Origin of the sequence: Alsobacter ponti (genome assembly GCF_024294805.1) — a bacterium.
Classification (GTDB): domain Bacteria; phylum Pseudomonadota; class Alphaproteobacteria; order Rhizobiales; family Beijerinckiaceae; genus Alsobacter; species Alsobacter ponti.
In genome coordinates, this window is the sequence record NZ_JANCLU010000011.1 from 135,021 (window position 1) to 160,893 (window position 25,873).

Annotated in this window: 20 protein-coding genes; 11 read left to right on the top strand and 9 right to left on the bottom strand. The window is 67.0% G+C overall.

Annotated elements, in window-relative coordinates:
* Positions 1–10: 10 nt before the first annotated feature.
* Positions 11–1,603 (bottom strand): ABC transporter substrate-binding protein, encoded by a 1,593-nt coding sequence (locus tag NK718_RS12935; RefSeq protein ID WP_254742864.1) that lies wholly within the window; start codon positions 1,601–1,603, stop codon positions 11–13.
* Between the two features lie 161 nt (positions 1,604–1,764).
* On the opposite strand from NK718_RS12935, the gene NK718_RS12940 reads away from it, so the two are divergent.
* From NK718_RS12940 to NK718_RS12950, 3 genes are read left to right on the top strand one after another with little or no spacing between them, the layout of a single operon-like run.
* Positions 1,765–2,733, top strand: a complete 969-nt coding sequence (locus NK718_RS12940; protein WP_254742867.1) for a GntR family transcriptional regulator — start codon at positions 1,765–1,767, stop codon at positions 2,731–2,733.
* 35 nt (positions 2,734–2,768) lie between these two features.
* Positions 2,769–3,515 carry an SDR family NAD(P)-dependent oxidoreductase gene (locus NK718_RS12945; protein WP_254742870.1) on the top strand — a complete coding sequence of 249 codons (747 nt, stop codon included), beginning with the start codon at positions 2,769–2,771 and terminating at the stop codon, positions 3,513–3,515.
* Position 3,516: 1 nt separating this feature from the next.
* Positions 3,517–4,923: a dipeptidase gene (locus tag NK718_RS12950; protein ID WP_254742873.1), complete on the top strand. Its 1,407-nt coding sequence runs from the start codon at positions 3,517–3,519 to the stop codon at positions 4,921–4,923.
* Here the strand turns inward: NK718_RS12950 and NK718_RS12955 are convergent.
* From NK718_RS12955 to NK718_RS12965, 3 genes are all read right to left on the bottom strand, one after another.
* Positions 4,920–5,981: a ketopantoate reductase family protein gene (locus tag NK718_RS12955; protein WP_254742876.1), complete on the bottom strand. Its 1,062-nt coding sequence runs from the start codon at positions 5,979–5,981 to the stop codon at positions 4,920–4,922. The genes NK718_RS12950 and NK718_RS12955 overlap by 4 nt on opposite strands.
* On the bottom strand, positions 5,966–6,673 hold the full coding sequence (locus tag NK718_RS12960) for a creatininase family protein (protein ID WP_254742879.1): 708 nt from the start codon (positions 6,671–6,673) through the stop codon (positions 5,966–5,968). Before NK718_RS12960 ends, NK718_RS12955 begins: the two co-directional genes overlap by 16 nt.
* 174 nt (positions 6,674–6,847) lie before the next feature.
* On the bottom strand, positions 6,848–7,438 hold the full coding sequence (locus tag NK718_RS12965; protein WP_254742882.1) for a LuxR C-terminal-related transcriptional regulator: 591 nt from the start codon (positions 7,436–7,438) through the stop codon (positions 6,848–6,850).
* A 223-nt stretch (positions 7,439–7,661) separates the two neighbouring features.
* Here NK718_RS12965 and NK718_RS12970 point away from each other — a divergent pair, with 223 nt between their 5' ends.
* Positions 7,662–8,048 (top strand): DUF2177 family protein, encoded by a 387-nt coding sequence (locus NK718_RS12970; protein WP_254742885.1) that lies wholly within the window; start codon positions 7,662–7,664, stop codon positions 8,046–8,048.
* On the opposite strand, the gene NK718_RS12975 is transcribed toward NK718_RS12970, so the two are convergent.
* Complete coding sequence (locus tag NK718_RS12975; protein WP_254742888.1) at positions 8,035–8,865, bottom strand: DUF1295 domain-containing protein; 831 nt, start codon at positions 8,863–8,865, stop codon at positions 8,035–8,037. The two genes, NK718_RS12970 and NK718_RS12975, sit on opposite strands and share 14 nt — an antisense overlap.
* A 113-nt stretch (positions 8,866–8,978) precedes the next feature.
* On the opposite strand from NK718_RS12975, the gene NK718_RS12980 reads away from it, so the two are divergent.
* Both NK718_RS12980 and NK718_RS12985 read left to right on the top strand, forming a co-directional pair.
* Positions 8,979–10,298, top strand: a complete 1,320-nt coding sequence (locus tag NK718_RS12980) for an NAD(P)/FAD-dependent oxidoreductase (RefSeq protein WP_254742891.1) — start codon at positions 8,979–8,981, stop codon at positions 10,296–10,298.
* Positions 10,295–11,089 (top strand): DUF1365 domain-containing protein, encoded by a 795-nt coding sequence (locus NK718_RS12985; protein ID WP_254742895.1) that lies wholly within the window; start codon positions 10,295–10,297, stop codon positions 11,087–11,089. The genes NK718_RS12980 and NK718_RS12985 overlap by 4 nt, the downstream gene beginning before the upstream one ends.
* A gap of 9 nt (positions 11,090–11,098) precedes the next feature.
* On the opposite strand, the gene NK718_RS12990 is transcribed toward NK718_RS12985, so the two are convergent.
* Entirely contained in the window at positions 11,099–12,154 is a 1,056-nt protein-coding gene (locus tag NK718_RS12990) for a DmpA family aminopeptidase (RefSeq protein ID WP_254742899.1), read from the bottom strand.
* A gap of 157 nt (positions 12,155–12,311) precedes the next feature.
* Between NK718_RS12990 and NK718_RS12995 the strand changes: the two genes are divergently transcribed.
* The 4 genes from NK718_RS12995 (at position 12,312) to NK718_RS13010 (ending at position 17,470) form a co-directional block, all read left to right on the top strand.
* Positions 12,312–12,821: a c-type cytochrome gene (locus tag NK718_RS12995; protein WP_254742902.1), complete on the top strand. Its 510-nt coding sequence runs from the start codon at positions 12,312–12,314 to the stop codon at positions 12,819–12,821.
* A gap of 246 nt (positions 12,822–13,067) precedes the next feature.
* Positions 13,068–13,262, top strand: coding sequence for a hypothetical protein (locus NK718_RS13000; protein ID WP_254742905.1), 195 nt, complete (start codon positions 13,068–13,070; stop codon positions 13,260–13,262).
* 737 nt (positions 13,263–13,999) lie between these two features.
* Positions 14,000–16,042 (top strand): ABC transporter ATP-binding protein/permease, encoded by a 2,043-nt coding sequence (locus NK718_RS13005; protein WP_254742907.1) that lies wholly within the window; start codon positions 14,000–14,002, stop codon positions 16,040–16,042.
* 162 nt (positions 16,043–16,204) lie between these two features.
* Positions 16,205–17,470 (top strand): DUF2254 domain-containing protein, encoded by a 1,266-nt coding sequence (locus NK718_RS13010; RefSeq protein WP_254742909.1) that lies wholly within the window; start codon positions 16,205–16,207, stop codon positions 17,468–17,470.
* Between the two features lie 626 nt (positions 17,471–18,096).
* On the opposite strand, the gene NK718_RS13015 is transcribed toward NK718_RS13010, so the two are convergent.
* The 3 genes from NK718_RS13015 to NK718_RS13025 all read right to left on the bottom strand — a co-directional run bounded on the left by NK718_RS13015 (position 18,097) and on the right by NK718_RS13025 (position 20,815).
* Complete coding sequence (locus NK718_RS13015; RefSeq protein WP_254742911.1) at positions 18,097–18,621, bottom strand: Spy/CpxP family protein refolding chaperone; 525 nt, start codon at positions 18,619–18,621, stop codon at positions 18,097–18,099.
* A 173-nt stretch (positions 18,622–18,794) separates the two neighbouring features.
* The gene (locus NK718_RS22100) at positions 18,795–20,156 is read right to left on the bottom strand and encodes an ATP-binding protein (protein WP_254742914.1); all 1,362 of its coding nucleotides are present in this window, start codon (positions 20,154–20,156) and stop codon (positions 18,795–18,797) included.
* A 5-nt stretch (positions 20,157–20,161) separates the two neighbouring features.
* On the bottom strand, positions 20,162–20,815 hold the full coding sequence (locus NK718_RS13025) for a response regulator transcription factor (RefSeq protein ID WP_254742935.1): 654 nt from the start codon (positions 20,813–20,815) through the stop codon (positions 20,162–20,164).
* 201 nt (positions 20,816–21,016) lie between these two features.
* On the opposite strand from NK718_RS13025, the gene NK718_RS13030 reads away from it, so the two are divergent.
* Entirely contained in the window at positions 21,017–25,723 is a 4,707-nt protein-coding gene (locus tag NK718_RS13030; protein ID WP_254742917.1) for a VCBS domain-containing protein, read from the top strand.
* Positions 25,724–25,873: the final 150 nt, after the last annotated feature.

Here is a 25,873-nt window from a genome sequence, read left to right on the forward strand (position 1 = left end):
GAACGCGACGTCACTTCTCGACGTAGGCCGCCTCGAACAGGTTGTTGCCGAGCGGGATCTGCACGAAGCCCTTGGCGTTCTTGCGGAACGCGACCGGATACGGGGTCTCGTAGAGGTACACGATCGGCGCCGCTTCGTTGTAGCGCTGCTGGATCTCCTTGTACTGCTCGGCGCGGGCCTTGGGATCGGTCTCCCGCTGGCTCTTCTCGAACAGTTCGTCGATGCGCGGATCCTTGAAGTCCGAGTGCAGCGAATGGATGTTCGGCCAGTACGCGAAATACGACGTGATCTGGCTCGGGTCCGAGATGTCGTTCGTCCAGGCGGCGGTGCGCATCTGGAAGTTCTCTTCCCGATAGCGCGCCGTGCGGGTCGGGTTGTCGACCGGCTCGATCTTCAGCTTGATGCCGACCTGCGACCACATCTGCTGCACGGCCTGGAGGTCGTTCTGGTCGTCGCTATTGCCGGAGAGCGAGTAGATCGACACCTCGAAACCATTCGCCAAGCCGGCCTCGGCCAGGAGCGCCTTGGCCTTGGCGGGATCGTACTTGTAGAGATCCTGCCCCACGAACAGCGGCGTCGTGGAGGACATGAACGACCGCATGGGCTTGCCGAGGCCCAGCGTCGTGATGGCGATCACGGCGTCCTTATTCACGGCGTAGTTCATGGCCTGGCGAACCTTGACGTTCGCCATCGGGTTCGGCTTGCCGTCCTTGAAGGTCGGGCCGGCGAACATGGTGAGATAGCGGACGCGGGTCGAGGGCCACAGCTCCATGCGGAGGTTGGCGTCGGACTGCAGTTCCTTCACCCGCGCGTAGGGGATGAACTCCGCGCCGTCGATCTCACCCGCCTTGAGCTTCAGCAGGCGCGTGGAATCGTCCGGAATGATCTGGAACTCGAGCTCGTCGAGGTAGGGCAGCGGCTTGCCGTCTTCGCCGGCCTTCCAGTAGTTCGGATTGCGCTTCAGCGTCATGGACACGCCGCGCTTCCACGACGTGAGCATGAACGGCCCGGTGCCCACCGGCTTCTCGGCGAAGGCCTTGGCCTTGTCCTCGGGCGTCGCGCCCGGCGTCGCCTCGAACAGCTTCTGGGGCATGATCGCGCTGTTGAACGTGGCCAGCGCCGCGACCAACGTCGGGTCGGGGTTCTTGAGCTTGAGGACCACCGTCCCAGGCTCCTTCGCCTCGATGGAGTCGATGGACGCCAGCGACGAGTTCCACGCGCCGGCCTTCGGGTCGCGGGCGCGGTCGAGCGACCACTTGACGTCGGCGGCCGTCAACGGCGTGCCGTCGGAGAACTTCACGCCCTCGCGCAGCGTCAGCGTGAAGGTCTTCCCGCCGTCCGAGGTTTCCCATTTCGTCGCCAGGCCGGGCTGCACGCCGACCCCATCCGCCGTGGGGGTCAGAAGCGTGTCGTAGATGTTGTTCATCACCCAGATGTCGACGTTCGCGTCGTTCAGCACCGGGTCGAGGAACAGCGAATCGGCGTAGCGCGCATAGATCATCTTGCCGCCGCGAGTCGCGGCATCCGCCGCCAGACTTGCGCCGACGACACCGCTCGCCACGATCAGCGTCGCGAGGCTCGCCTTCAGGAACGACCTTCTCATCGTACTCCCCTCCTCAAGCGTGGTTCTGTGAACCGTTCTGGCTTCCTAGGATGCTAGGTGGCCAGACCGAAAGGAGTCAACGGAGTGTTGCCTTGCGCCCTTCAATCATTGCAGGGTGAAAGGGCTCCGATACCGCTTTCCGTATCAACTGCCTAGAACACATGCCGAGCGCCCATCTTCTCAGCGACGTCGCCGCCGCTTTGGACCGCAGTCTGCCCATTCCAGTGGCGACGCAGCTGCGCGGGCTGATCGAATACGGCATCGCGTGCGGCGAATTGCCGGCCGGCGCGCGCCTCCCCTCGGTTCGCGAGCTGGCCATGGCGGGCGGCCTCGCGCCGATGACGGTGGTGTCCGTCTACCGCGACCTGCGCGAGCGCGGCCTCGTCGACGCGCGGGCCGGTTCTGGCACCTATGTCGCGTCGCAGCGGCCGGAGGGCCGCACGGTCGTCGCCAATATTTGCGCGCACCTCGACGCCGCCTTGTCGGAGGCCGACAGCGCCGGCATCGCGCCTGCGGAGGTGGCGAGCTTGCTCAACGCCAGGATCGGCCGCGGACGGGCCCGCGAGGGACGTCGCCTGACGATCGTGATGGCCGGCGTGTTTGAGACCGCGACCCGCGCCTACGCGCAGGAGATCGCGCGTCATCTGCGCCCGGGCGACAGGGTCGAGGCCATGACGCTGGAGGCGATGCGTCGCGCTCCGCCCGCCGCCGACCTCGTCGTCACCTTCGCCAACCGCCGCACCGAGGTCGAGGCGCTTCTGGGCGGGCGCGCCCCGGTCGCCACCGTCAACTTCATCCCCTCCGAGCGCACGCGCACGCTGCTCGCCGCCATCGATCCGCTCGCACGGGTGGGGATCGTGTCGCTCTTCCCGGAATTCCTGCCGCTGATGAAGCCCGGCGTGCAGCGCTTCGCGCCGCACGTGGCCTCGGTGGAGGCGACGGTGCTGTCCGATCCGAAGCTCGCCGAGCTGCTGGAGCGGGTCGACGTCGTCGTCTACGCGACGGGGGCGGAGGACGTCCGGAACCGGGTTTCGTCCCACGTCGCCACCATCGAGTACCGGCACGCGCCCGACCCCCTCTCGGTGCAGACCGTGCTGCTCCCGCAAATCGAACGCATCCGCAACGGCTGAGCGCCGCGAAGGCGCGCCCCAACAGGAGACAGGCGATGGATATCCGCTTCACGGGCCGCAGGGCCCTCGTCACCGGCGCCGCCCACGGCATCGGCCGTGGCATCGCCGAGGCGCTGGCGCGCGACGGCGCAGAGGTCGTCGGCGTCGATATCCTGGCCGGCGAGTTGGCCGCGCTCGAAGGAGCGCAGTCAGGCCGCATCCGCGGCGTTCCGGCCGACCTCACGAGCAAGGACCAGGTGTCGCGGCTCGTCGCCGAGCACGGGCCGTTCGACATCCTCGTCCACAGCGCGGGCGGGGTCTGCGGCCAGGTCGGCCGGCCGCTGGAAGAGATTCCCGAACAGGACTGGCACGCCATCCTGGCGATCAACATGACCGCCGCGTTCCTCCTGGCCCAGGCGGTCACGCCGGGCATGAAGGCGAAGGGCTACGGACGGATGGTGATGATTTCGTCCGGAGCGGGACTGGGCGTCAGCCTCACGGGCATCCAGGCCTATGCGGCGGCAAAGGCCGGCGAGATCGGCCTGACCCGCCAGCTCGCGCACGAACTGGGCCAGTACGGCATCACCGTCAACAGCGTCGCGCCGGGCTTCGTGCGCTCGAACCCGACGACGGAACGCCAGTGGGAGAGCTACGGCGAGGACGGACAGCGCCAGCTCCTGTCGCGCATCGCGACGCGCCGCCTCGGCAAGGTCGACGACATCGCGAACGCCGTCGCCTTCCTCGTCAGCGAACAGGCGGGCTGGATCACCGGCCAGACCCTGCCCGTCGACGGGGGCAAGTGAGATGGACGAGGCCACCGTCCCCTCCGCCGACCTCGCCCGGGCCGTCGAAGCCCGACTCGCCGCCTCGCATGACGACATCGTCGAGCGGCTGAAGAGTTTCGTCGCCATCCCGAGCGTGTCCACCGACCCGGCCTATCGGGACGACGTCGCCAGGGCGGCGGGCTTCGTCGCGGAGCGGCTGCGCTCCATCGGCCTCGCGGACGCCGCCGTGCGGCCGACCGAAGGCCACCCGGTCGTCACCGCGTCCTGGCGCGGCGCGCCGGGCAAGCCGACCGTGCTGGTCTATGGCCACTACGACGTGCAGCCGCCGGACCCGCTCGACAAGTGGATATCGAGCCCGTTCGAAGCGTCGATCCGCGACGGGCGGCTCTACGCGCGCGGCGCCTCCGACGACAAGGGGCCCATGCTCATCCCCATCGAGGTCGCGGCGGCGTTCCTGGCCGAGACCGGACGGCTGCCGGTCAACCTCGTCTTCCTGTTCGAGGGCGAGGAGGAGGTCAGCAGCGCCCATCTCGAGCCGTTCGTGGCCGCCAACCGCGAGGCCCTGAAAGCGGATTTCGCGCTCTCGGCCGATGGCGCGCAATGGCGCGCCGACCTCCCGAGCGTCACCGTCGGCAGCCGGGGGATCTGCGCGCTGGAGGTGACGGTGACCGGGGCGGCGAAGGACCTGCACTCCGGCCGCCATGGCGGGGCCGTCGCCAACCCGATCCAGGTGCTGGCCCGTCTGCTCGCCGGCCTCCACGACGATCGGGGGGCGGTGGCGGTGCCCGGCTTCTACGACGACGCCGAGCCGGTGACGGAGGCGGAGTTGGCGGCGATCGCGGCCATCCCGTTCGACGAGCGCGCCTATCTCGACTCCATCGGCGCGCCGGAGGGCGCGGGCGAGAGCGGATACACGCTTCTGCAGCGCAACTGGGTGAGGCCGACGCTGGAATTCAACGGCATCGTCGGTGGCTACACGGGCGCGGGCAAGAAGACCGTCATTCCCTCCCAGGCGAGCGCCAAGATCACGTGCCGGCTCGTGCCGGGGCAGGACCCGAGGCGCATTCCACAACTCGTGGCGGAAGACCTGCGCCGGCGCGCGCCGCGCGGCGTGACCGTCGACGTTCGGGTGGAGCACGGGGGCGCGGCGTCCTACGCCATCCCGGCTGACCACCCCGGACTGGTGCTCTCCGAGGACGTTCTGGAATCGGTGCTCGGCCGCCGTCCGGTCCGCGTCCGGATGGGGGCGACGATCCCCATCGGCGAGGTGTTCCGGCGCGTGCTCGGCATCGACACGGTGTTCTTCTCGTTCGCCACCGTGGACGAGGACTATCACGCGCCCAACGAGTTCTTCCGGCTCTCGAGCCTCGAGTCCGGGCTGAAAGCCTGGACCCGCTATTTGGCGCGGCTCGGCGAGCGGCCCTAGGCCAGCGCCGCCGAGGACGCCGGGAGCATCTCGTCCAGGGTTGCCCAGTCGAGCGGCCGCCGGCCCTCCTCGATGTCGTGGATGAGCGTGACGAGCCGGTCCAGCGCCGGCGTCGCCACGCCGACCTCGCGGCCGATCCTGCCGATGATGCCGATCTGGTCGTCGATTTCCGTCCGGCGCTTGCGCACGGCGAGGTCGCGCCAGATGCCGGAGTGGCTCTTCGCCGAGCCCCGGTTGAACGTCACCATCTCGTCGAGCGCGCGGTCGAGCAGCTCGGGCGGCGCGCCGGGCGCGAAGGCAGCGGGCTCGAACCCGTTGAAGCCGGTCGGCTTGACGCCCTTGGCCGCCGCGACGGCCATGACCTCGCGGCCGAGCGTCAGCCACACCGGCCTATGACGGGGCGACGCCAGCGCGTCGGCGATCGACTCGTTCGTCAGCGCAGTGCCGAACAGCAGCGCCCCGTAGCCGAGCTTGCCCCAGAGATACGACCAGATGTCCGTGGTGAGCACGGCGTCGGGCTCGAATTCCAGCAACAGCCGATGCGCCGCCCGCACGCGCGGCGTCACGCGCCCGTCCACTTCGCCGACGACGACCGCGCCCCGGTTGCCGCGGATGATACGGCCCGGCCCGAGATAATCCGCGCCGTAGTTGACGAAGCAACCCATCGTGCGGGCCTCGCCGACGATTTTGGCGATGGTGATCTCGTTGAGGCCATTCTGGGCCGACAGCACGAACCCATCCGCCGCGAGGTGGGGCGCCAGCGCGCGCGCCGCGGCTTCGGTGTGATGGGCCTTCACCGCCAGCACGATGCAGGTCCACACGCCTTTCACGTTCTCCGGCGTCACCGCCCGGACGGGAATGGTGTACTGCTCCACCGGACCTTCGATCGTGAGCCCGTCGCGGTTCAGCGCGGCGACGTGGTCGGGATCGGCGTCGACGAACAGCACGTCCCGCCCTGCCCGCACCCATGCGCCGCCGAGCGTCGCGCCGATCGCCCCCGCGCCCCAGACCAGAATCTGTCCAAGTTCGGGCAGATCCCCGCTCACAGCTTCGGCCATGGTCCCTCCAGCTGTTCGCGCGTTTCGGCCACTCCGGCGTCCCACAGCGCCTCCATGTCTTCATCCGGTTTCTGGTACGCGCCGCCGAAGGAGCCGTCGCCGAGGATCTCGCGCGCCTGCCTGGGCGGCGCGGCCTTGAGCATCTCCCGGTCGAACGCCGGCTTATCCTGCTGCGGAATCGCGACGTTCCCCAGGCGCGTCCAGGGGAAGTTCTCCATCCAGTTGGCGTGCGACCCGGTCGAGTCGATTTGCAGGCCCCGCGCCCAGGTCTTGGGGGCGTTCCACCAGTTGTGGAACTTGATCGACATGTCGGGGTACTCGATCATCATGTCGCCCGCCTTGGCGGCGACGGGCTGGTTGCCGCCGTGGCCGTTGACGATGAGGACCCGGCGGAAGCCGGCCCGCCGCACCGAGCGCAGCACATCCTCCACCACGGCGAGCAGGGTTTCCGCGCGCAGCGTCACCGAGCCGGGAAACGCCGCGAAATAGGGCGCGACCCCGTAGGGAATCACCGGAAACACCGGCACGCCGAGCGGCTCGGCGGCCTCGACCGCCACCCTCTCGGCGAGAATCAGGTCGACGCCGAGCGACAGGTAGCCGTGCTGCTCGGTCGAGCCGATGGGCAGCACGCAGCGGTCGTCGGACCGCAGATAGCTTTCCACCTGCATCCAGTTCATGTCGATGATGCGCATGCGGCCGTCACCACTCCCGTCGCGAACCGGCTGACGATGATGGGCCGGCTTCTTCCGAAACGGTAGCGAGGTTTAGGCGCGGGTCCAAGCGTTCCGTGACGCAAGCGGCGCCTGCTGGCGCAAGCCGGCAATGCGTCCGGCGGCGAACGGTGGAATCGACCGGGTCGCTGTCGGTCAATACCCCGCCTCGACGGCGATTCTGATCGCGTCGGCGGACGAGTTCACGCCGAGGGCCTCCATCACCGCGGCCCTGTGCATCTTCACGGTCCGCTCGCTGATTCCCACGCTGTAGGCGATCTGCTTGTTCAGTTTTCCGGCCGCCATTTCCAGGAGCACCTGCCGCTGGCGATGCGACAGCGCGTCGACGCGATCCCTGGCCCTGGCGCGGCGCGCCATCGCGGTCTCCCCGTCGGCGGGGGCGACCTCCATTTGCGAGCCCAGGAAATAGTCGAGCTTGCCGGTCTCGCCGAAGATCGGCGCGACGAGAACCGCGTTGCGGAACGGCGTGCCGTCCTTCTTGTAGTTGAGAATTTCGACGAGCACCGGACGCCTCTCGCGAACGGCCGCGACGATTTGCGCGGTCAGGCCCGGCTCCGTCCTTGGCCCCGCCAGGAAACGGCAATTGCGCCCGATGATTTCGTCTCGCCGATAGCCTGTCAGCGCTTCGAACGCGTGATTGCAGGCCACGATCGGGTTGTCCGGGAGTCGAGGGTTGGTGATCACCGCCGCCATCGGACTCTTGTCGATCATGATCGAGAGCGACACTCCCGAATCCCGCCCGTTTCCCTCAATGGCCGTCATGCTGCGACAGATGGTGATTCACTTCAGATGTGTCCACGGGCGTCCTGAAATCTCGCTCTCCACGGGCCGGGCGACCGAACCCGACATGCCCCGAATGTCAGATTGACGGGAATCCGAGGCCAGTCCCCAAGTCACTTTCGCACAAACGGGGAAAGTTCGACATATGGGACAGTGGATCGTTGGATTCGTGAGCAGCGGGCTCGTGTTCCTGGGCTGCGACGCTGTTTGGCTCAGCCTTGCGGCCGGGCGGCTCTATCGGCCCCGCCTCGGAGCCTTGCTGCGCGACGACTTCGCGGTCGGCCCGGCGGCGCTGTTCTATGTTATCTATATCGTCGGAATTCTGGTGTTCGCCGTCTTCCCCGCGCTCGAGACGGGGCGTTGGACCACCGCGCTCGGACGCGGCGCCCTACTGGGCTTCGTCGCCTACGCCACCTACGACCTGACCAACCAGGCGACGTTGCGCGGCTGGTCGGCCGTCGTCTCCGCCGTCGACATGGGATGGGGCGCGATTCTGACGGGAGCGGCGTCGCTGGCCGGCTTCGCGGCCATCCGCTGGCTGCTCATCCGGGCCTGACGCCCGGGCGGGCGCGTCCGTTCAAGGACGGCGGGCCCGGGATCGGCCAGAACGGCCGGATCCGCCGCTGGACGTCGCGATACTCGTCCCCGCGCGAGCGCAGCATGTGCGCCTCGAGCGGGGGAATGCCCGAGACGTGGACCAGCAGCCAGTACATCATGGCCGGCGCGGCCAGGGCGAGCCAGTTCCAGCCGAAAGGGCCGATGGCGAACATCGCCAAGGCCAGCCAGAACAGCCATTCGAAGAAATAGTTGGGGTGGCGCGACACGGACCACAGTCCCACGTCGCAAACCCCTCCGCGATTCATCGGATCGCGCCGAAAGGCGCGCAATTGGGCGTCGGCGACGCTCTCTCCGATCAGCGCCAGCACAGCCAGAACGAGCCCGGCCGCGTCGCCCCAGGATGGAAAGGGCGCGGGGTTGCGCGCCGCCACCATCGCCGACATCGCCAGCACCCACCCGGCGAGCGCCTGGATCTGCAGGAACCGGAACAGCCGCCGATCGAAGTCCGATGCCCATTCGCGACGAAGCTCGGCGTAGCGCGGGTCGTCGCCGGCATGAAGCAGCGTCCTCGAGGCGATGTGCCCGCCGAGCCTGCCGCCCCAGTAGCCGATCAGCGCTGCGACCAGCCATTGCCGCCCGGTTGACGCGCCCTCGGCGGGCCAGAGCACGACGGCGACGCCAGCCGCGCCCGTGGCGAAGCTCCAGATCGCATCCGTCCAGCCCGACCCGCCCTCTCGTCGCGCCACCATCCACGCGGCGGCCATGGCGAGCGACAGGAAGACGGCGGCGCAAAGCGCGGGGACGAACCAAGTCATCGGGCCTTCTAACCGGCCGCCGCGAGGACGGGACCATGGCCTTTGTGCCGTAGTTCGGTCGCGCTCGCGCTGTGCGAGTGTCCTGGCGCAAAAGAGCGCGAGGGGACGATTAGATGCGGTTTGGCGGTGGGTTGGACGTTGCGGTCATCGGCAGCGGCATATCGGGGCTGTCGGCGGCGTGGCTGCTGTCCAAGCGGCATCGCGTCACCGTATTCGAGGCGGACGACCGCATCGGCGGACACAGCCACACCGTGGAGGCGCTCGGCCTTCCCGTGGACATGGGGTTCATCGTCTACAACGAGGCGACCTATCCCAACCTGACCGCGCTGTTCCGGCACCTGGACGTCCCGACCCGGCCGACCGACATGGGCTTCGCCGTCTCGCTTCGCGGCGGTCGCCTCGAATATTCGGGCAGCGGCCTCAACGGCCTGTTCGCGCAGCGCCGCAACCTGCTTTCCCCGCGCTTCTGGTCGATGCTGCGCGACCTCGAGCGCTTCTATCGCCAGGCACCGCGCGACCTGCCGAACATGGGCGACATCGGCCTCGGCGACTATCTCGACATGCTGGGCTGCGGCGTCCCCTTCCGGGAAGACCATCTCTACCCCATGGCCGCCGCGATCTGGTCGACGCCCGCGGAGGACATCCCCCGGCATTCCGCCGCCGCGTTCGTCCGGTTCTGCGAGAACCACGGCCTGCTGAAATGGGTCGGGCGGCCGGTGTGGCGCACCGTCGAGGGCGGCAGCCGGGAGTATGTCAGCCGCCTCACCCGCCCCTTCGCGGACCGGATCGTCACGGGCCAGCCCGCCTTGCGCGTGCGCCGGCCGCCCGACGGCGTCGAGATCGTCACGTCCGCGGGACCGCGACGCTTCGACCAGGTGGTGATCGCCACCCACGCCGACCAGGCTCTTGCCCTGCTGTCGGATGCCGACAGCGAGGAACGCCGGCTGCTGGGCGCGTTCGAATACCGCCCCAACGAAGCCGTGCTGCATTCCGACCCGAGCGTCATGCCGAGGCGGCGGCGCGCCTGGGCGAGCTGGAACTATCGCGACGGAGATTCGGCCAGCGCGCCGACCCTCTCCGTCACCTACTGGATGAACCGCCTGCAAAGCCTTCGCTCGCCCAAGCCGCTGTTCGTCACGCTCAACCCGGTCAACGCCATCGATCCCGCCCTGGTCCATTGCCGCAGCACCTTTCAGCATCCGGTGTTCGACGCGGCGTCGGTCGCGGCGCAGGAGGAGCTCTGGTCGCTGCAAGGCGAGCGGCGGACCTGGTTCTGCGGCGCCTATTTCGGCAACGGCTTCCACGAGGACGGCTTGCAGGCCGGCCTCGCGGTCGCCGAGCAACTGGGCGGGGTGCGCCGGCCGTGGCGGGTGGCGGACGAGTCCGGCCGCATCCGCATCACCGCGCCGGCGGAGCGGCGGGAAGCGGCATGATCGAGGCCAGCGCGCTCTATGTCGGCCATGTGATGCACCGGCGGACTCGGCCCCGCGCGCATCGCCTGAACTATCGTCTGGTCTCGCTGCTGCTCGACCTGGACGAGATCGACGAACTCGGCGCGACATCGTGGCTGTTCTCGCGCAACGCCTTCAACGTGTTCTCCTTCCGCGACAGGGATTACGGAGCCGGCACGGCGGAACCCCTGCGGGCCCAAATGGAACGGCTCTGCGCGTCCGCCGGGGTGAACCTCGACGGCGGAGCGATCCGGCTTCTCACCATTCCGCGCATCCTCGGCTTCGCCTTCAACCCGCTGAGCGTCTTCTACTGCCACGATAGCGGCGGCGCGCTCCGCGCGATCGTCTACGAGGTCAACAACACGTTCGGCGAGCGGCACAGCTACGTGATCCCTGTCGAAGGCGGCGGCCATGGCGAGATCAGGCAGAGCTGCGCCAAGGACTTCCACGTCTCCCCGTTCATGCCGATGGACATGCGTTACGCGTTCCGCGTCGCGCCCCCTGGCGAGCGGCTGACGCTGGCCATCACGGTTTCCGACAAGGCCGGCCCCGTCCTGGCCGCGGTTCACACGGCGCGTCGCCGGCGGTTGAGCGACGCGGCGCTGGCGCGTCTCTTCTTCAGCAACCCCGTGTCGTCGGTGAAGGTCGTCGCCGGCATTCTCTACGAGGCGCTGAGGCTCTGGCTCAAGCGCGTGCCCGTGTACCCGCACCCCGCGCCGCCCGCCGAGCCCGTGACCATCGCCGGGATGGCGGGCGAGACGGCGCGCCCCTGAGGCTTTCTCTCAGCCGTTTTGGGCCGACGCGTCCCGGAGCGCGTCCGCCAGCGACGGGCGAAAATGGCCGTCGCGGCCGATCATCGCCGGGCTCGACAGCATGGCGTCCAGCACCGCTTCCTGCGTCGCGTCGGCGACGGCCTCGAACACGAGGTCCATCCGCTGTTCGCACAGCATGGCGCCGGGGATGACATCGCGGGTCTCGTCGTGCCGGAGCCGCCAAGCCGTCGAGAAGCCCAGGGCGATGTCGCCGCTGCCGTGCCCCCAGAACGCGCCGAGCCGCGCGAGCCCGACGCCGGCGCGGCGAATGGCGCGGGTCAGCTGCCGGTGGTCGAGCGGCAGGTCCGTCGCGACCACCACGATGACGGAACCGTTCTCGGCGGCCGGACGCGACAAAGGCAGCGGCGCGCTCCGTCCGTCCGGCAGGACGAGATCGCCGGCGCGCCCGAAATTCGCCTGCGCAAGGACCCCGAGCATGAAGGGACCGGGTTGCAGGTCGAGCCGGCGCGAGGCCGTGCCGATCCCGCCCTTGAACCCGAAAGCGCTCATGCCCGTGCCGCCGCCGACCGACCCGCGCGCGAAGTCCGCGCCGGCGTCGGCGATGGCCGCCAGAGCGTCGTCGACCGTCACGGCCTGGGCCTGGAGATCGCTGAGGTAGCCGTCGTTGCACTCGCAGACCACGGGGTTGACCGTCGGGTCGCGGCGGCCGATCTCGGGGTTGCGGCGGACGGCGTCCCGGATGAGCGCGTCGACGCACGCGCCGACCGAGAACGTGTTGGTCAGCAGGATGGGCGTCTCGAGCGTGCCGAGCTCCGCGACCTGCATCAGCCCGGCGCTCTTGCCGAACCCGTTGATGACGTGGACCGCGGCGAGCGCCTTCTCGCGGTAGAGGTCGCCGTCATGCGGCAGGATCGCCGTGACGCCGGTGCGCAACGCTCCCTCGACGAGCGTGCGATGCCCCACGCGGACACCCGCCACGTCGCAGAGGCTGTTGCGCGGGCCCGTCGGCAGTGGGCCGAAGCGCCAGCCGAGGGCGCGGGCTGGCGATTGCGGTGCGGCGCTCATCGGCATGATCCGGTCGTCCTGGGTTGCTCCGCAGATCACGCCAGCGCCCTCGCCCCGTCAAGCGGGTCAGCCCCGGTCGCGGCGACGACGAAGGCGTGATTGGCCACGAGCTGGCCCGTCCGCTATTCTCCGCACGTGACCCGCAAGGAGGTCTGGCATGCGAGCCCTCGCGATTGTCGGATTGCTGGCGATCCTGGCCGCCGTGGGCGTGGCCGTGTTCACCTTCGGCGGATACATGCCGGTCGGCGCGCAGGGCGAAGATCCCGCGCTCGTCAAATGGGCGCTCGTCAAGGTTCGCTCCAGCGCCATCCGCCGCGAGGCGGTCGACAGGCCCCCTGCCGATTTCCAAACCCCCGCGCGAGTACAGGCTGGAGCGCGCGCCTTCGCCGCGCGTGGCTGCGTGAACTGCCACGGCGGCCCCGGCGTCGAGTGGGCGAAGTTCTCGGAGGGCCTGAATCCCTCTCCGCCGGATCTCAAGGAGGTCGCCGACGACCTGTCTCCCGCCGAGGTGTTCTGGGTCGTCAAGAACGGCATCCGCATGACCGGCATGCCGAGCTTCGCCGCCGCCGGCGTCGCCGACGACGAGATCTGGTCCCTCGCCGCCTTCGTGAAGGCCCTGCCGAAGACGTCGGACGCCGACTACAAGACCTGGACGGCCGCGCCCTAGCCGTCGTCGGGCGGTTCCTCCGTTTGAAGTCGATTCCCGTGTCGATCCCGGACTTTGCTCGTCAAATTGCGGGCGAAGAGCCTGACATCGCGCCGATTTTCGGCGGTTCAGCCCCTGCTGGCGGCAAGCGTCCGCGCCCTGTCCTTACGAGATTTTAATCCGCGACCCCCCTCATTTGAGGATGGCGGGTCCGAAAACGCGGTCCCATCGTGCGGGCTAGCGCGCCCCGCATTCAGGGAGGTCGTCATGCCTGTGCTGAAGATCAACGGCAACTTGACCACTGACGAAGCGACAGCGGTTCAGAACAGCTCGACCGATATCGACACTGGCGTGACGGCAGGCGTCGACAACGAAGTGGCGTGGTTGTCCCTGCTCACCACAATGAGCGCCTCGCTTCAAACGGCGCTCGGCTCGACGCTCAGACCGCCCGCCGATCCGTGATCGATTCCATTCACAACCACACTCATGATCGCCTTGGCCACGAGTCCTGAGCGCAGCTCGAGATCTCTTCGAAACCACTGGTCGATGAGCGTCGTCGCAAGTGGTACAAACACCACGTAGGCAATTGCACCTAAGAAGGTTGCAATAGATCCAAGAAGTACGAGACGCTTCAAAATTTGAGAACTCCCTATTGTGCTAGGAACCGGGTGCGCCCAACGAACCGAAACAGCGGCCCGCTTTCCTTTTGTCTCTCAAACACCGCGACTCCAACCCCAGATTACAAATTTGCGATGTTGGTAATAAAGCGGCGTTTTCCGGCTGGAGATTCACCCGGCTCGAGCGCCTTGGCCGGCCGGCTAAGTGTGGGGGCCTGCAATGCGCTAAACCGAGCCGACAGGACCCTCGCCCCGCGTGGGTGAGTTCCGGTTGCATTAATATCCGCTCGGCAGGGATGAGCCGCAGCCTCGCGCCACGGCATCTGCCCCGATCTCACGAAACGAACCAGGGGTCCCATGCTCCCGGACGCCTGATGTCATGGTGGCGCAGATAGGGCCAACTGGATTTCTGATCGAAAAGGCTGCCGCCGTGAACATGCGAAAGCTCGGTGGCAGGATAAGCGCGTTCGCCCTCTCGACCTGAAGCGAGCGAGGTTAGGCTGAATTCTGGGGCAGAGTCCCGGGCAGGATCACTTCGTATGCCTTACGGAACCAAGCCCACGGCCTAAACCTTAGTCATTCATGAAGCGCGGGCAAATTCCAGAATCGGGGACAACAAATGTTCTTCCCGCCTCGACGGGCGTGGAGCAGGAACCGGGAATCGCCAGGGGGAAAGACGCAGCCGAACTGTCAGATGCCGCGGAGGCGTCGGCCCTTCGGATCGAGAGAGCCGTCGACCGGCATTCGAGCCTGTGGTCTGATCTCGGAATACTCTTCTCAAAAATGTTGGGGACGAGCGAAGGATGGCCAACGATCAGGCTCGCCCTGACCATCGTGCTCGTCCTGATTGGAAACATGTTCGGGCAGATCCAGCTGAATGAATGGAACGGGACGTTTTTCGATGCGGTGGCCAAGAGAAACACCCACGCATTCCTGACCCAACTTCAGACCTTTGCCGTCATCGTCGTATTTCTACTCTGCCTAGTGGTCGCGCAGACCTGGCTCCAGGAGCGGCTGAAAATCCGACTGAGGGAGCGGATCGCACGCGTCCTTTTCGACATGTGGCTGGAGCCGAAGCGCGCCTATCAATTGTCCTTTGTTGGTCAGGCGGGGGCCCAGCCCGACCAGCGAATGCAGGAAGACTGCCGGATCTTTTCAGAACTTACCGCGGAACTCGGAGTGGGGGCGCTTCAGTCACTCTTGCTGCTGGTGAGCTTCATCGGAGTGCTCTGGACACTGTCGTCCTACGCGTCCTTTGAATATGAGGGCCGGGAAGTCGTGCTGCATGGCTATATGGTCTGGGTAGCTGTCGGTTATGCGGCAGCAGGCTCCGGGCTGACGTGGCTTATTGGACGCCCCCTCATCCGGCTGAACACCGAGCGGTATCGCCGTGAGGCCGAGCTGCGATTTGCTATCGTGCGAGTCCAAGAGAGCGCCGAAAGCGTCTCGCTCTATGCTGGCGAGCGAGATGAGCACCGAAGCCTCAATGCTTTCCTGGGAGCTGTGCTGACAGCGAGTCGACGCCTTTCCGGAGCGCTGGCGCGCCTCACGTGGATCACATCAGGCTACGGCTGGTTGGCCATCATCGTTCCGATCCTGGCCGCCGCTCCAGGCTACTTCGGCGACAGGCTGTCCTTTGGCGAAATGATGATGGTGGTCGGCGCCTTCAACCAGGTCCAGCAGGCGCTCCGGTTTTTCGTCGACCACTTCCCGAAATTCGCTGATTGGCGGTCGGCCGTCGGCAGAGTGGCGACGTTCGCGCAGTCGGGCACGGAGTTGAGCCGCACGATGGCGAGTGCCGCGCGCATCGAGGTGCGGGAGCACGCGAATGCGCGCCTTGCATTCGAGGGTCTTTCAATCGCGCTGAGCGATGGAAGCATCATTATCGACGATGCGACGGCGGAAGTCGGCGCCGGCGAACGCGTGTTGATCAAGGGAGCTTCCGGATCGGGCAAGAGCACCTTGTTTCGCGCCATAGCAGGTCTGTGGCCATGGGGCACCGGAACCATCGTCACTCCGCCAAGAACCGCGATGATGTTTCTGTCCCAGAGGCCCTACCTGCCGCTCGGCACCCTTCGAGCGGCTGTCTGCTACCCGATCGCCCCCGATTTGCTGGATCCAAAGTCGGTCGAAGCCGCGCTGGATCGATGCGGGCTCGGCAAATATCGCGATGCTCTGGACCGGGAAGAGCGATGGGACAGAACACTGTCCCTGGGGCAACAGCAGAGAATCGCTTTCGCTCGCGTTCTCATCCACCGGCCTAGTTGGGTCTTCATGGACGAGGCGACGTCGGCGCTTGACGAAGAGAGCCAGCAGGACCTGTTGGCTCTGTTCAATCGTGAACTGAATGGAACCACAGTGCTGTCGATTGCGCACCGTCCTGGGTTGGAGCGCTTTCACACTCGGGTGCTCCAGATTCGCAAGACGAGAGGCGGAGCCGTTCTGGTGCCCCTGCCTGGTGAAGCGGAGCGAACGGCAGATGAGAAAGCCGCTGAAGCCGCGGAGCCATGGTTGAAACTTGCCGATTCCAACAATCTCAAGACGCCCCACCTAAGCGGAGCGCAAAGGAGGTCTGGGTTCGTATGGCCCAGACTCAATGACTTTTTTCGCCGACTAAGAAGCTGAGCGGTCGATCCGGTGGTCTCCACTCGCCGGAGCGTCGGACAATCTGACCTGGTGCAAACAGTCAATGGTCGCGTTGCCCAAGCCTGAACTTCGTCCGTTCCGCTTCGAGATGGTCGCCGTCTCCAGTCTTGCGGGATCCACTTCACCGCTTGGATCAGCTTCATGAAAATCATGAACAATCGCTGGCATTGGATCGTAGCACAATTGAGTGGGCGGCTCTGGTTCTGGGCCGCTCTTTATGCTGTCGGCGGGATCGCGACAGCACTCGTTGCCGCCTGGATTACGCCGCTCATTCCGGATTCGTTTTCGGCAAAAATCGGGGCCGATGCCGTAGACGATGTCCTCACGATCCTTGCATCGAGCATGCTGGCCGTGGCGACATTTTCGCTGTCGACCATGGTGTCGGCGTTTATGGCCAGCATCAATTCGACCACGCCCCGGGCAGCGCAACTCCTGGTCGAGGACAAGAAATCACAGAACGCTATAGCCTCTTTCATCGGCGCATTCCTTTACAGTCTGGTGGGGATCATCGCGCTGAGAACCGGAATCTACGGAGCCTCAGGCCGCATTGTTCTCTTCGCTATGACGATCATCGTTGTGCTCACTGTTGTGGCGCTGCTTCTGCGTTGGCTTGATTATCTGTCGCGTCTCGGCCGAGTGGACGAGATTCTCGACAGGGTCGAGAAAATCGCGGTGGAAGCCCTAACCGCGGAATTCACATCGCCGCTGTCCGATCCGCACTTCTCCCTCGCGAAGGGATATTCGATCAATGCCGGGGACATCGGATATATTCAGTTTACTGACGTCAGCCGGCTGTCTGAGATAGCCAGGAACGCATCCGGATCCGTTACCGTACTCCGCCGCTCCGGGGCGTTTGTCGATGTGCGCGACGTGATCGCCGCAATTTCGTGGTCGCCAGACGCGCATGAGGTTGCCGAACTGAAGGCCTGCTTCGTCATCGGCCCAAACCGCTCGATCACACAAGATCCGCGATATGGCGTGATCCTGCTGGCGGAGATCGCATCCAGAGCACTTTCGCCTGGCATCAACGATCCGGGAACGGCCATCGAAGTGATTGCCCGGATCGTGCGGGTGTTGGGACACTCCGAGGCGGCGAACTCGCAGCGAGAAGAGGGCCAGTTGCCGCAGTGTGTCCAGCTTCCCGCTCTGTCGCTGAACGACCTGTTCGACGATGCATTCACGCCGATTTCCCGGGATGGCGCCGCAAGCCTGGAAGTTTCGATCAAATTGCAGAAGGCGCTGACGATTCTTGCGCGGCGAGAGATTTATCGTCCCATGGCGAGGAGACACGCCGAACTTGCCTTGACACGGTCAAAGGCGAAGCTGAGCCAACCCGAAGACATTGCGACCCTGGAGAAATCGGCCGTTTTGCTGATGCCTGCGGGTCAGGATCAACCCGATGGCTAGCCTGGAGCCGATGGCCACTTTCGAGCGTTGCGACAACATCCAAGCTGCGCGGGGCCGAGATCGGCCGCGATCGATCCGCCCTGGTTGAGCATGCAGCTTCCCGCTTCGATCCCAGCCTTTGCGGGCCACCCGATTTACCCGATGCTGACGGTGTCGGCGCGATAGCGGCGGACACGATTGCTGCTCGGGGCGAGCTCGAAGCGAGATGGCCCTAGGAGATCGAAGAGATGACGACAGATGGAACGGACGATGTTCTTACTAGCAGCTTCTTAACAGTGGTTTCCCAAAAGAATGTACCGTCGATGATCCGGGTCGGTCTGGGTTGGTTCAGCATATACGAAGTCTGCAACCAGCTTGCCGAGTCAAATGTCCCTCTTTCTGCCGAATTGAGAGAGGCATGGTCGCTACCGTCGGGGGCCAGTGTCGGAGATCTTGCGTCCATAATCATCAGCCGGGAGATCTAATTCATTTCGCTCACGCCGTCTGACGGGTTAATGATGGCCCCGCCCTGGCCGCGACCACCATCACCTGCGGACGATCAGAATTGACGTTGGGAGAGACATGCACGCTGAGTCGCGCGCCGGCTCAAGGCGAAGCGGCGCCCGCGAGCAGCGGGAACGGTCGGCTCACCAGTTGTGCATCCAGCGCAAAAAGCGCCCTGAACCGCGCCGCCCCTCGAGCCGCGCCTTCTGATCGTCGGTCAGCGTACCGTAGAAGCCATCCAAAGCCGGCTGCACCGTCTTGATCGCCTGCAGCATGGCCTCCATGCGCGTCGCCATCGCGGCCATGCGCGCCGGCATCGTTGCTGGAACGTCTTGCGCGCAGGCCGCGCGCATCTGTTCCGCGGCCTTGATGGAAGCGGTCTTCAGATCCTCGAACTTGGCGCGCTGGGCATCTGAGAGCTTGATCTCCTTGTCGAGGCGATCGAGGCGCCATTGACCGAAGCCCGCGGCCGCCGGGCCGCAGCTGCGGTCCCAATCACCTCGCCCCATCATCGCGGGGCCCATCATCGTGCCGTGTCCCATCCACCAGCCCGGGCCGTCGCCGCCGCGCCCGGCGCCGGGGCCTTGCGCATAGGCCGCACTCGACACCGCGATTCCGGCGGCAGTAATGGCGGCGAGGGTCCAGGCATTTCGACGACGGATTTGCATGGCGCCAACTCCCGGTTGTGGACCGCACCAGAATACACCTCCTTGGCAAGCATCCCTTGCGCCAGCTCAAATTGTTTGACGTTGCCGACCGCGAGAACCTCTCTGTCCTGGCGCGCGGTAGGCGCGGACGCCCCGGCCCGAGTCACCCGGCGTGACGTCTCGACCGCGGCTCGTCAGCTCGCAAACGGCTGGACCGGCAGTTCCACGTTCGCAGCGACGCCACCCCATGCTGACGTGCTGATCCAGACCTTGCCGCCGTAAAGGCTCACGACATCGCGTACGATGGCGAGGCCCAGCCCGGTTCCAGGCGTGCTTTCGTCGATCCGGGTCCCCGCCTCGAACGCCCGCTCGCGAGCCTCGGGCGGCATCCCCGGGCCATCATCCTCGACGCACAGTCGGATCGTTTTGTCACGCAAGGCGGATACGGTGATGCAGACGCGCGACCTAGCCCACTTGGCGGCATTGTCCACGAGATTGCCCATCACCTCGTCGAGGTCCTCGGTCGCGCAGGCGACCACGACGTCGTCGGGGAGGTCGGCCAGCTCGAAGGCGATTCCACGACCCCGATACAGGCGCTCGATGCCCGAGATCAGCGCATCGAGGGCGGGAGCGAGGCGGGTCGCCGCCACTCCGCTGCTGCGGGAGGCGACCGCACGGGCGTGGGCCAGCTGGTAGTCGATCTGGCGTCGAATGCGGTCACACTGTTCGACCACGGTTCGTCCGTCCTGCCCGGCGGCGGACAGGCGCTCGCCCTCGAACTGGAGAATCGCGAGAGGCGTCTTGAGCGCATGGGCGAGATTGCCGGCCTCGAGCCGGGCGCGCCGGATCATCTCCTCGTTCGACTGCAGCAAGGCGTTGACGCTCGCCGCGAGCGGAGCCACCTCTTCGGGAAGGTCCTCGGAAAGGCGCGCCGCGTCTCCCCGTCGGACCGCCGCCAGTTCGCGTCGCATTCGTCCCAGCGGCAGCAGGCCGTACCAGATCATGACCGCGGCGGTCGCCACGAGGCCGAGGCCGATGAAGGCCAGGGAGACTGCGAGGGTGTGCTTGAACGTCGCCAGAAAAGCGTCGCGCAGGGTCACGTCGCTGCCGACCGCCAGGCGTAGCGGGACGCCGCTCGGACCGCCGACGACAGTGCGTTCCAGGACCATCACTGGGCCAGTGGGACCCTCGAGGGTGACCGTGCGCTCCTGGGCCGTCCCATCGAGCGGCAGGTTGAGAGCAAGAGCGCTGTTTCCCATAGACGGGGAGCGAAGCGAGCCCCCGCCAGGGCGCTCAACCTGCCAGTAATAGCCTGAAGATGGCTGCTGAAAGCGATGGTCGCTCAGCGGCACGCTCAGGCGCAGCGCGCCGTCCGCATCCAGGACGACCAGGTTGGCAAGTTCAGTGGCGTGATGATCGAGTTCGTCCACGAACTCGGCCACGGCATGCCCTTCGAACAGACGCGACAGCACGAGCCAGCTGGCGATCAGGCCGATAGCGATCCAGACCGCGCCGGCGAGCGCCAGGCGGGTGCGAAAACTGGCGCGCTGTCGCACGGGCGTCATCCCATCCGGTAACCCATGCCGCGCAGCGTACGGATCGCATCCTTGCCGAGCTTGCGGCGCAGCCGGGCGACGAAGACCTCGATCGTGTTCGAGTCGCGGGGTTCTTCCGCGGCGTAGACATGCTCGATCAGATCAGCCTGCGAAACGACGCGTCCGGGGCGGTGCATGAGGTAGCTCAGCACCTTCAATTCCTGCGCGGTCAATTCAATGGGTTGTCCGCGTACCGTCACCGAGCCCGCGCTGGCGTCGAGTACGAGATCGCCATGGCGAAGCACGGCGGCCGAGTGCCCCGAGGCCCGCCGCACCAGAGCGCGCAGACGCGCCACTACTTCCTCGGTCTGAAACGGCTTGGACATGTAGTCATCGGCCCCGGCATTGAGTCCGGCGACCCGTTCGCTCCAGGTGCCTCTCGCGGAGAGAACCAGCACCGGCACCGCCCGGCCAGCCGAGCGCCAGCGCTTCAGGACCTCGAGTCCCGGGAGGCGCGGAAGGCCTAGATCCAGCACGACGGCATCAAAATCGACGGTATCACCCAGATACCACCCTGCGTCGCCGTCGGTCTCATGATCCACGACAAAGCCTGCCGACGACAGCGCCTCTCGCAGCCGGTTGGCCAGTTCGAGATCGTCTTCGAGCAGCAGAACGCGAATAGCGGCACCTTATCGCTGCGCGGGACCTAAAGCCTCGCCCCGACTGGATCCCTTTCAACTATGTGGTGTGTCGGGGGAGCGGTGCAAGCCACGGTTCAGCTTGCGTTCAGCCTGGCGACAGGTCCAGTTCAGGCCCGAAAGCTATGCCTTGCACGAGGCCAGGCGCCGGTCGGCGCAGCCATGACCCGCAAGGAGCGCGCCTTGGGCAAACCGACGTCGTCCGACAAGATCACCTGGTCGTCCACGCAGACCACCGTCGAGGGCAACACCCTGCTCCTCGCGCCGATCACGGGGGTCTGGACCAAGCTCCAGTTGAGCGGAATCCCGGTCGGGGCGACGCTGTCCGACGGCCTCGGCCACACGTTCACGGCGACACTCGGCCAGACCTCAGTCGACATCACCGCGTGGTCGCTGTCGACGCTCTCGCTCGCCATCGTGTCCGACACGAATTTCAAGCTCGTCGCGAGCACGGGAAGCGGCGTGTCGGCCACCGACAGCATCGTCGTCAACCCCTTTGCACCCGAGCTGCAATGGGGGCCTACGTCGCAAGGGCTGGAAGGCCAGCCGATCGCGATCGGCGATCTGTCCGTGTTCGCCAGGGCGCTGCCAGGCGACGCCAACACGATCAAGTCGGTCGTGATCAGCGGGATTCCCCTGGGCGTGACGCTGAGCGACGGCGCGGGGCACAGCTTCACCGCCACCAACAAGGTCAAGTCGATTGACGTGACCGCCTGGTCGCTTTCGGGGCTCACGGCGAAGACCCAGAGCGACGTGAACTTCAGCCTCACCGTGACCGCCACCGAGCGCGACGCCGAGGGCAATACTGCGAGCAGCACGGCCACCAAGGCCGTCATCGTCGCCCCGCTCGCGGCCTCGGTGAACTGGGACGCCGCGCCGAGCGCCGGCGTCGAAGGCTCGCCCATCGCCCTCGGCGCGCTGTCCGTGACGCTCAACAAGCTGGCCGCCGACACCGCCCACACCCTCAAGGCCCTGGTGATCGACTCGATCCCCGTGGGAGCGGTGCTGGCCGATGGCGCGGGCCACAGCTTCACCGCCGCCGTCGGGCTCACGGCGGCGAACGTAGCCGGGTGGTCGCTGTCGACCCTGACCATCACTCCGCCAGGTCCGGCGGACTTCACGCTCCGTGTGACGGCCATCGAGGCCGACGCCCAGGGCGACACCACCAGCACGACGGCGACCGAGGCGGTGGACGTCAGGCCGCTGGCTCCTGTTCTCAGCACGGTGGACGCCGCCGGAGAGGCCGGCGTCGCCATCACGCTCGACATCTCGAGCGCCCTTTCGGGGCTCGGCGCCCAGCAGGCTTCCGTTTCGTCGCTCGTCCTGGCCGGGCTGCCGCAAGGGGCCACGCTGAGCGACGGCACGCATTCCGTGACCGTGGACGGGACGCATCCAGCCGTCGACATCGCCGGTTGGGCGCTGGGCCAACTGACGGTCATCGCTCCCGCGGCAGGCCACTGGGCGCTCACCCTCTCGGGCGCCGTCACCGACATCGACGGGGACCAGGCAAGCGCGGTCGCTCCGCTCACGCTCACGGCGACCCCCCCAGCCGATCACGCGCCCACCCTCGTCGCCAGCGTCCCGGACGCGGTGCTGGTCGAAGCCGGCGTCGCCGCGGACGGCGGGACCGTCGCCGGCGTGACGCAGTCCATCGCACACCTGATCAAGGCGGATGCGGACACGGCCGCGATTTACGACACGCAGGGCTGGACGCAAAACGCCGATGGCTCGTGGAGCAAGGCGGGCCTTTACGGCGTCGCGACGTTAGACGTCGCCAACGACACGCTCACCTACCACCTCGACGATAGGGCCGCCGCGACCGACCGTCTCGCGGCCGGCCAGAGCGTGACCGAAGCCTTCACCGTCAACGTGAGCGAGACAGGCGGTCCCTTGACGACCTCGGCCGACGTCGTCTTCACGGTGACCGGCAGCAACGATGCCCCCGCCTTCACCTCCGCCGTCGTTGATGCGGCAGTGTTCGACACCGCGGGGGCCGATGTCCCGGCGGATCTGACCGGCGTCTGCGCGACCTCCGATCCGGAGCAGGACGCCGTGAGCCTGGCGCTGGCGGCCGGACAGTCCGGTCTGGGCCAGCTCGGCACGTTCACCGTCGATGCCACCGGACGCTGGAGCTTCGTTTGGAAGGCCGGCGCGGTCGACGCCCTTGCCGCCGGCGCCACCGCCACCGACAATTTTGTCGTCGAGGCGTCCGATGGCCACGGGGGCACGGCCACTCAGACGTTCACCTTCCGCGCCACCGGCGCCAACGACACGCCCCTCCTGTCCTCCGCGCCCGTCGACCTGCAACTCACGGACACGGCCGCCAACGACTGGTTCGCCCAGGTCGTCGGCAGCTTCGCCGCGGTCGACGCCGACGGACAGGTTCTCAGCTTCGCCCTGGCGGCGGGTCAGAGCGGAGTTGGCGCGTTCGGCAGCCTGGCGGTCGATCCCTCCGGCGCCTGGCTCTACACGCCCACGCCGGGAGCAGTGGACGCGCTCGCCGCCGGCGTCGTGGCGACCGACAATTTCCTGATCAAAGTCGACGATGGCCAGGGCGGCGTCGCCACGCAGGCGTTCACCGTGACCGTCACCGGCGCCGACGACGCCCCTGTCTTCCTCGGGAGCGGCCTCAGCGTGGTGCCGGAGAAGGGGCTGTTCGCCGCCCACCTCGACGCCTACGATCCGGAAGGAGCGCCGATCAGCTACACGCTGGGCGGCCCCGACGCCGGGCTGTTCAGCATCGACGGCAACATGCTGGTCTTCAAGACGGCGCCGGACCTCGCCGTCGATCCGACCAGCTACGCCGTGGAGGTCACGGCCTCCGACGGCGCGACCGCGACGACGTTGCCGCTCAGCATCAACCTGACGCCGGCGACGGGTGGCGTGTTCACGGTCGTCGACCCCGCCAACTCGGCGGCGGCGGCCGCCGCCGTCATTGCTGCGGTGCTCGGCAGCCAGCCGGGCGTCGTCGCCGATCCGGCCTCGTTCCAGATGGTCGCCGGCGCCTCTTCGGTGATGACCTATGACGGCTCGCTGACCCAATTGGGAATTGGCCCGGGACTGCTCATCACCTCGGGCACGACGCCGGGCACGTCCAACAGCCAGGGCTATTTCGGCGTCGACAACGGCATGGTCGGCGACCCTGCCCTCGACGCCGTCGTCAACACGGTGTTCCAGACGACCTCGTTCGACGCCACGACGCTGACCTTCTCGTTCAACGTCACCGACCCGTCCGTCACCGGGCTGAGCCTCAACGTGGTGTTTGGCTCCGACGAATATCCCGAGTGGGTCGACGCCTTCGTGGATATCGCCGTGGTTCTCGTGAACGGCGTCAACGTCGCCTATTTCGGCGGCGATCCGACGGCGCCGCTGAGCGTCATCGGCTCCAACCTGTCGGCGCAATATTTCCTCGACAACACCGGCAACCTGACGACGCCGAGCTTTGGCGGCGAGGCCATCCCGGGTCAGCCCAGCACGCTTCCCATCGAGTATGACGGCGTCAGCCGGCCGCTGACGATCTACGCTCCCGTCCATTACGGGATGAACACGATCGAGATCGGCATCGCCGACACGGGGGACCACGTCTATGACAGCGGCCTGTTCGTTTCCGGCCTGAAGACGACGACGACGTCGGTGTCGGGTGTCGTCCTGGACGTGCCCTGCACCGATGGCGCGGATGACGTCGTCGGCACGGCGGCCAGCGAATCGTTCGACGCCCGCGGCGGCGACGACGTCGTCATGGCCGGCGGCGGCAACGACGTCGTGCTCGGCGGCGCCGGCGACGACGACCTCTCGGGGGGCGACGGCAACGACTTTGTCGATGGCGGCCAGGGCGGCAATACGCTGCGCGGCGATGCAGGCGACGACATCATCCAGCACGCAAACGGAGCGCTGGACTGGATCGACGGCGGCGACGGCTTCGACATGCTGCGCCTCGACGAGACCGGCGCGACCGCGGCGGCCCGGATCGCCGTGACCGCCCAAACCTTCACGCTGGCCGACGGTACGGTGGTCGCCGGGGTCGAAGCCCTGGCGTTCAAGGGGGGAGCGGGGAACGACACGGTGACCGGCGGCGCGGGCGCGGACAGTCTCGACGGCGGCCAGGGCGATGACGTGCTCACGGGCGGCGGAGGCGACGACCAGATCACCGGGGGTCTCGGCACGGACACCGCCGTCTACGAGGGTATCGCCTCCAACTACAGCGTCACCGTCATTGGCGAGGCGCTCTATCGGGTCACCGACTTGCGCGCGGGCGCAACCGACGGCTCGGACGTTCTCAGCGGCATCGAGAACCTGTCGTTCGCCGACGGCCTCGTCGCACTGGCCGGCCAGGTCGCCGCCGGCGTGACGGTGACCGGCACCGCGAACGACGACTGGATCAGCGCGCTCCAGGCGCCGGCTGGCCAGCCGCTGCTGACCGACAACGGCGATAGCGTCTCGGGGATGGACGGCGACGACCACATCCAGGGCGGCGCCGGCGCGGATCGGCTCGAGGGAGGTGACGGCAACGACTTCGTCAAGGGAGGCGCCGGCGACGATTGGATCTCTGGCGGCGCCGGGCACGACGAACTCACCGGCGGCGGCGGCGCGGATCGCTTCGTGTTCACCAGTCTCGGCGATTCCACGCCGACCAGCCATGACGACGTGCTGGACTTCAGCCAGGCCGAGGGTGACCGCATCGATCTGAGCGGCCTCGATGCGATCGCCGGCTCGCCGGGCAGCGCGTTCACGTTCGTGGCCACGCTCAGCGGGGTGGCCGGCGAGCTCGCCGCCATGGTGTCGGGCGATGGCTATCTCGTCCAGGGCGACATCGACGGCGATGGAAAGGCCGACTTCGTGCTGCAGGTCGACACGCACGCGGCCCTGACGGCGGCCGATTTCGTCTTGTGACGATCGCCCTGGGGCAGCGTCCCAAACCCGCAGTTCGAGTCGGCTCGGGCGCGCCTCGACACTGGTTTGATGCCTAGGTGTCGTTTCCAAAGAGGTTGTTCAGCCTCTGCCATGGGCTGAGGCCTCCGATTCCGGCGTGGGGTCTGGTTG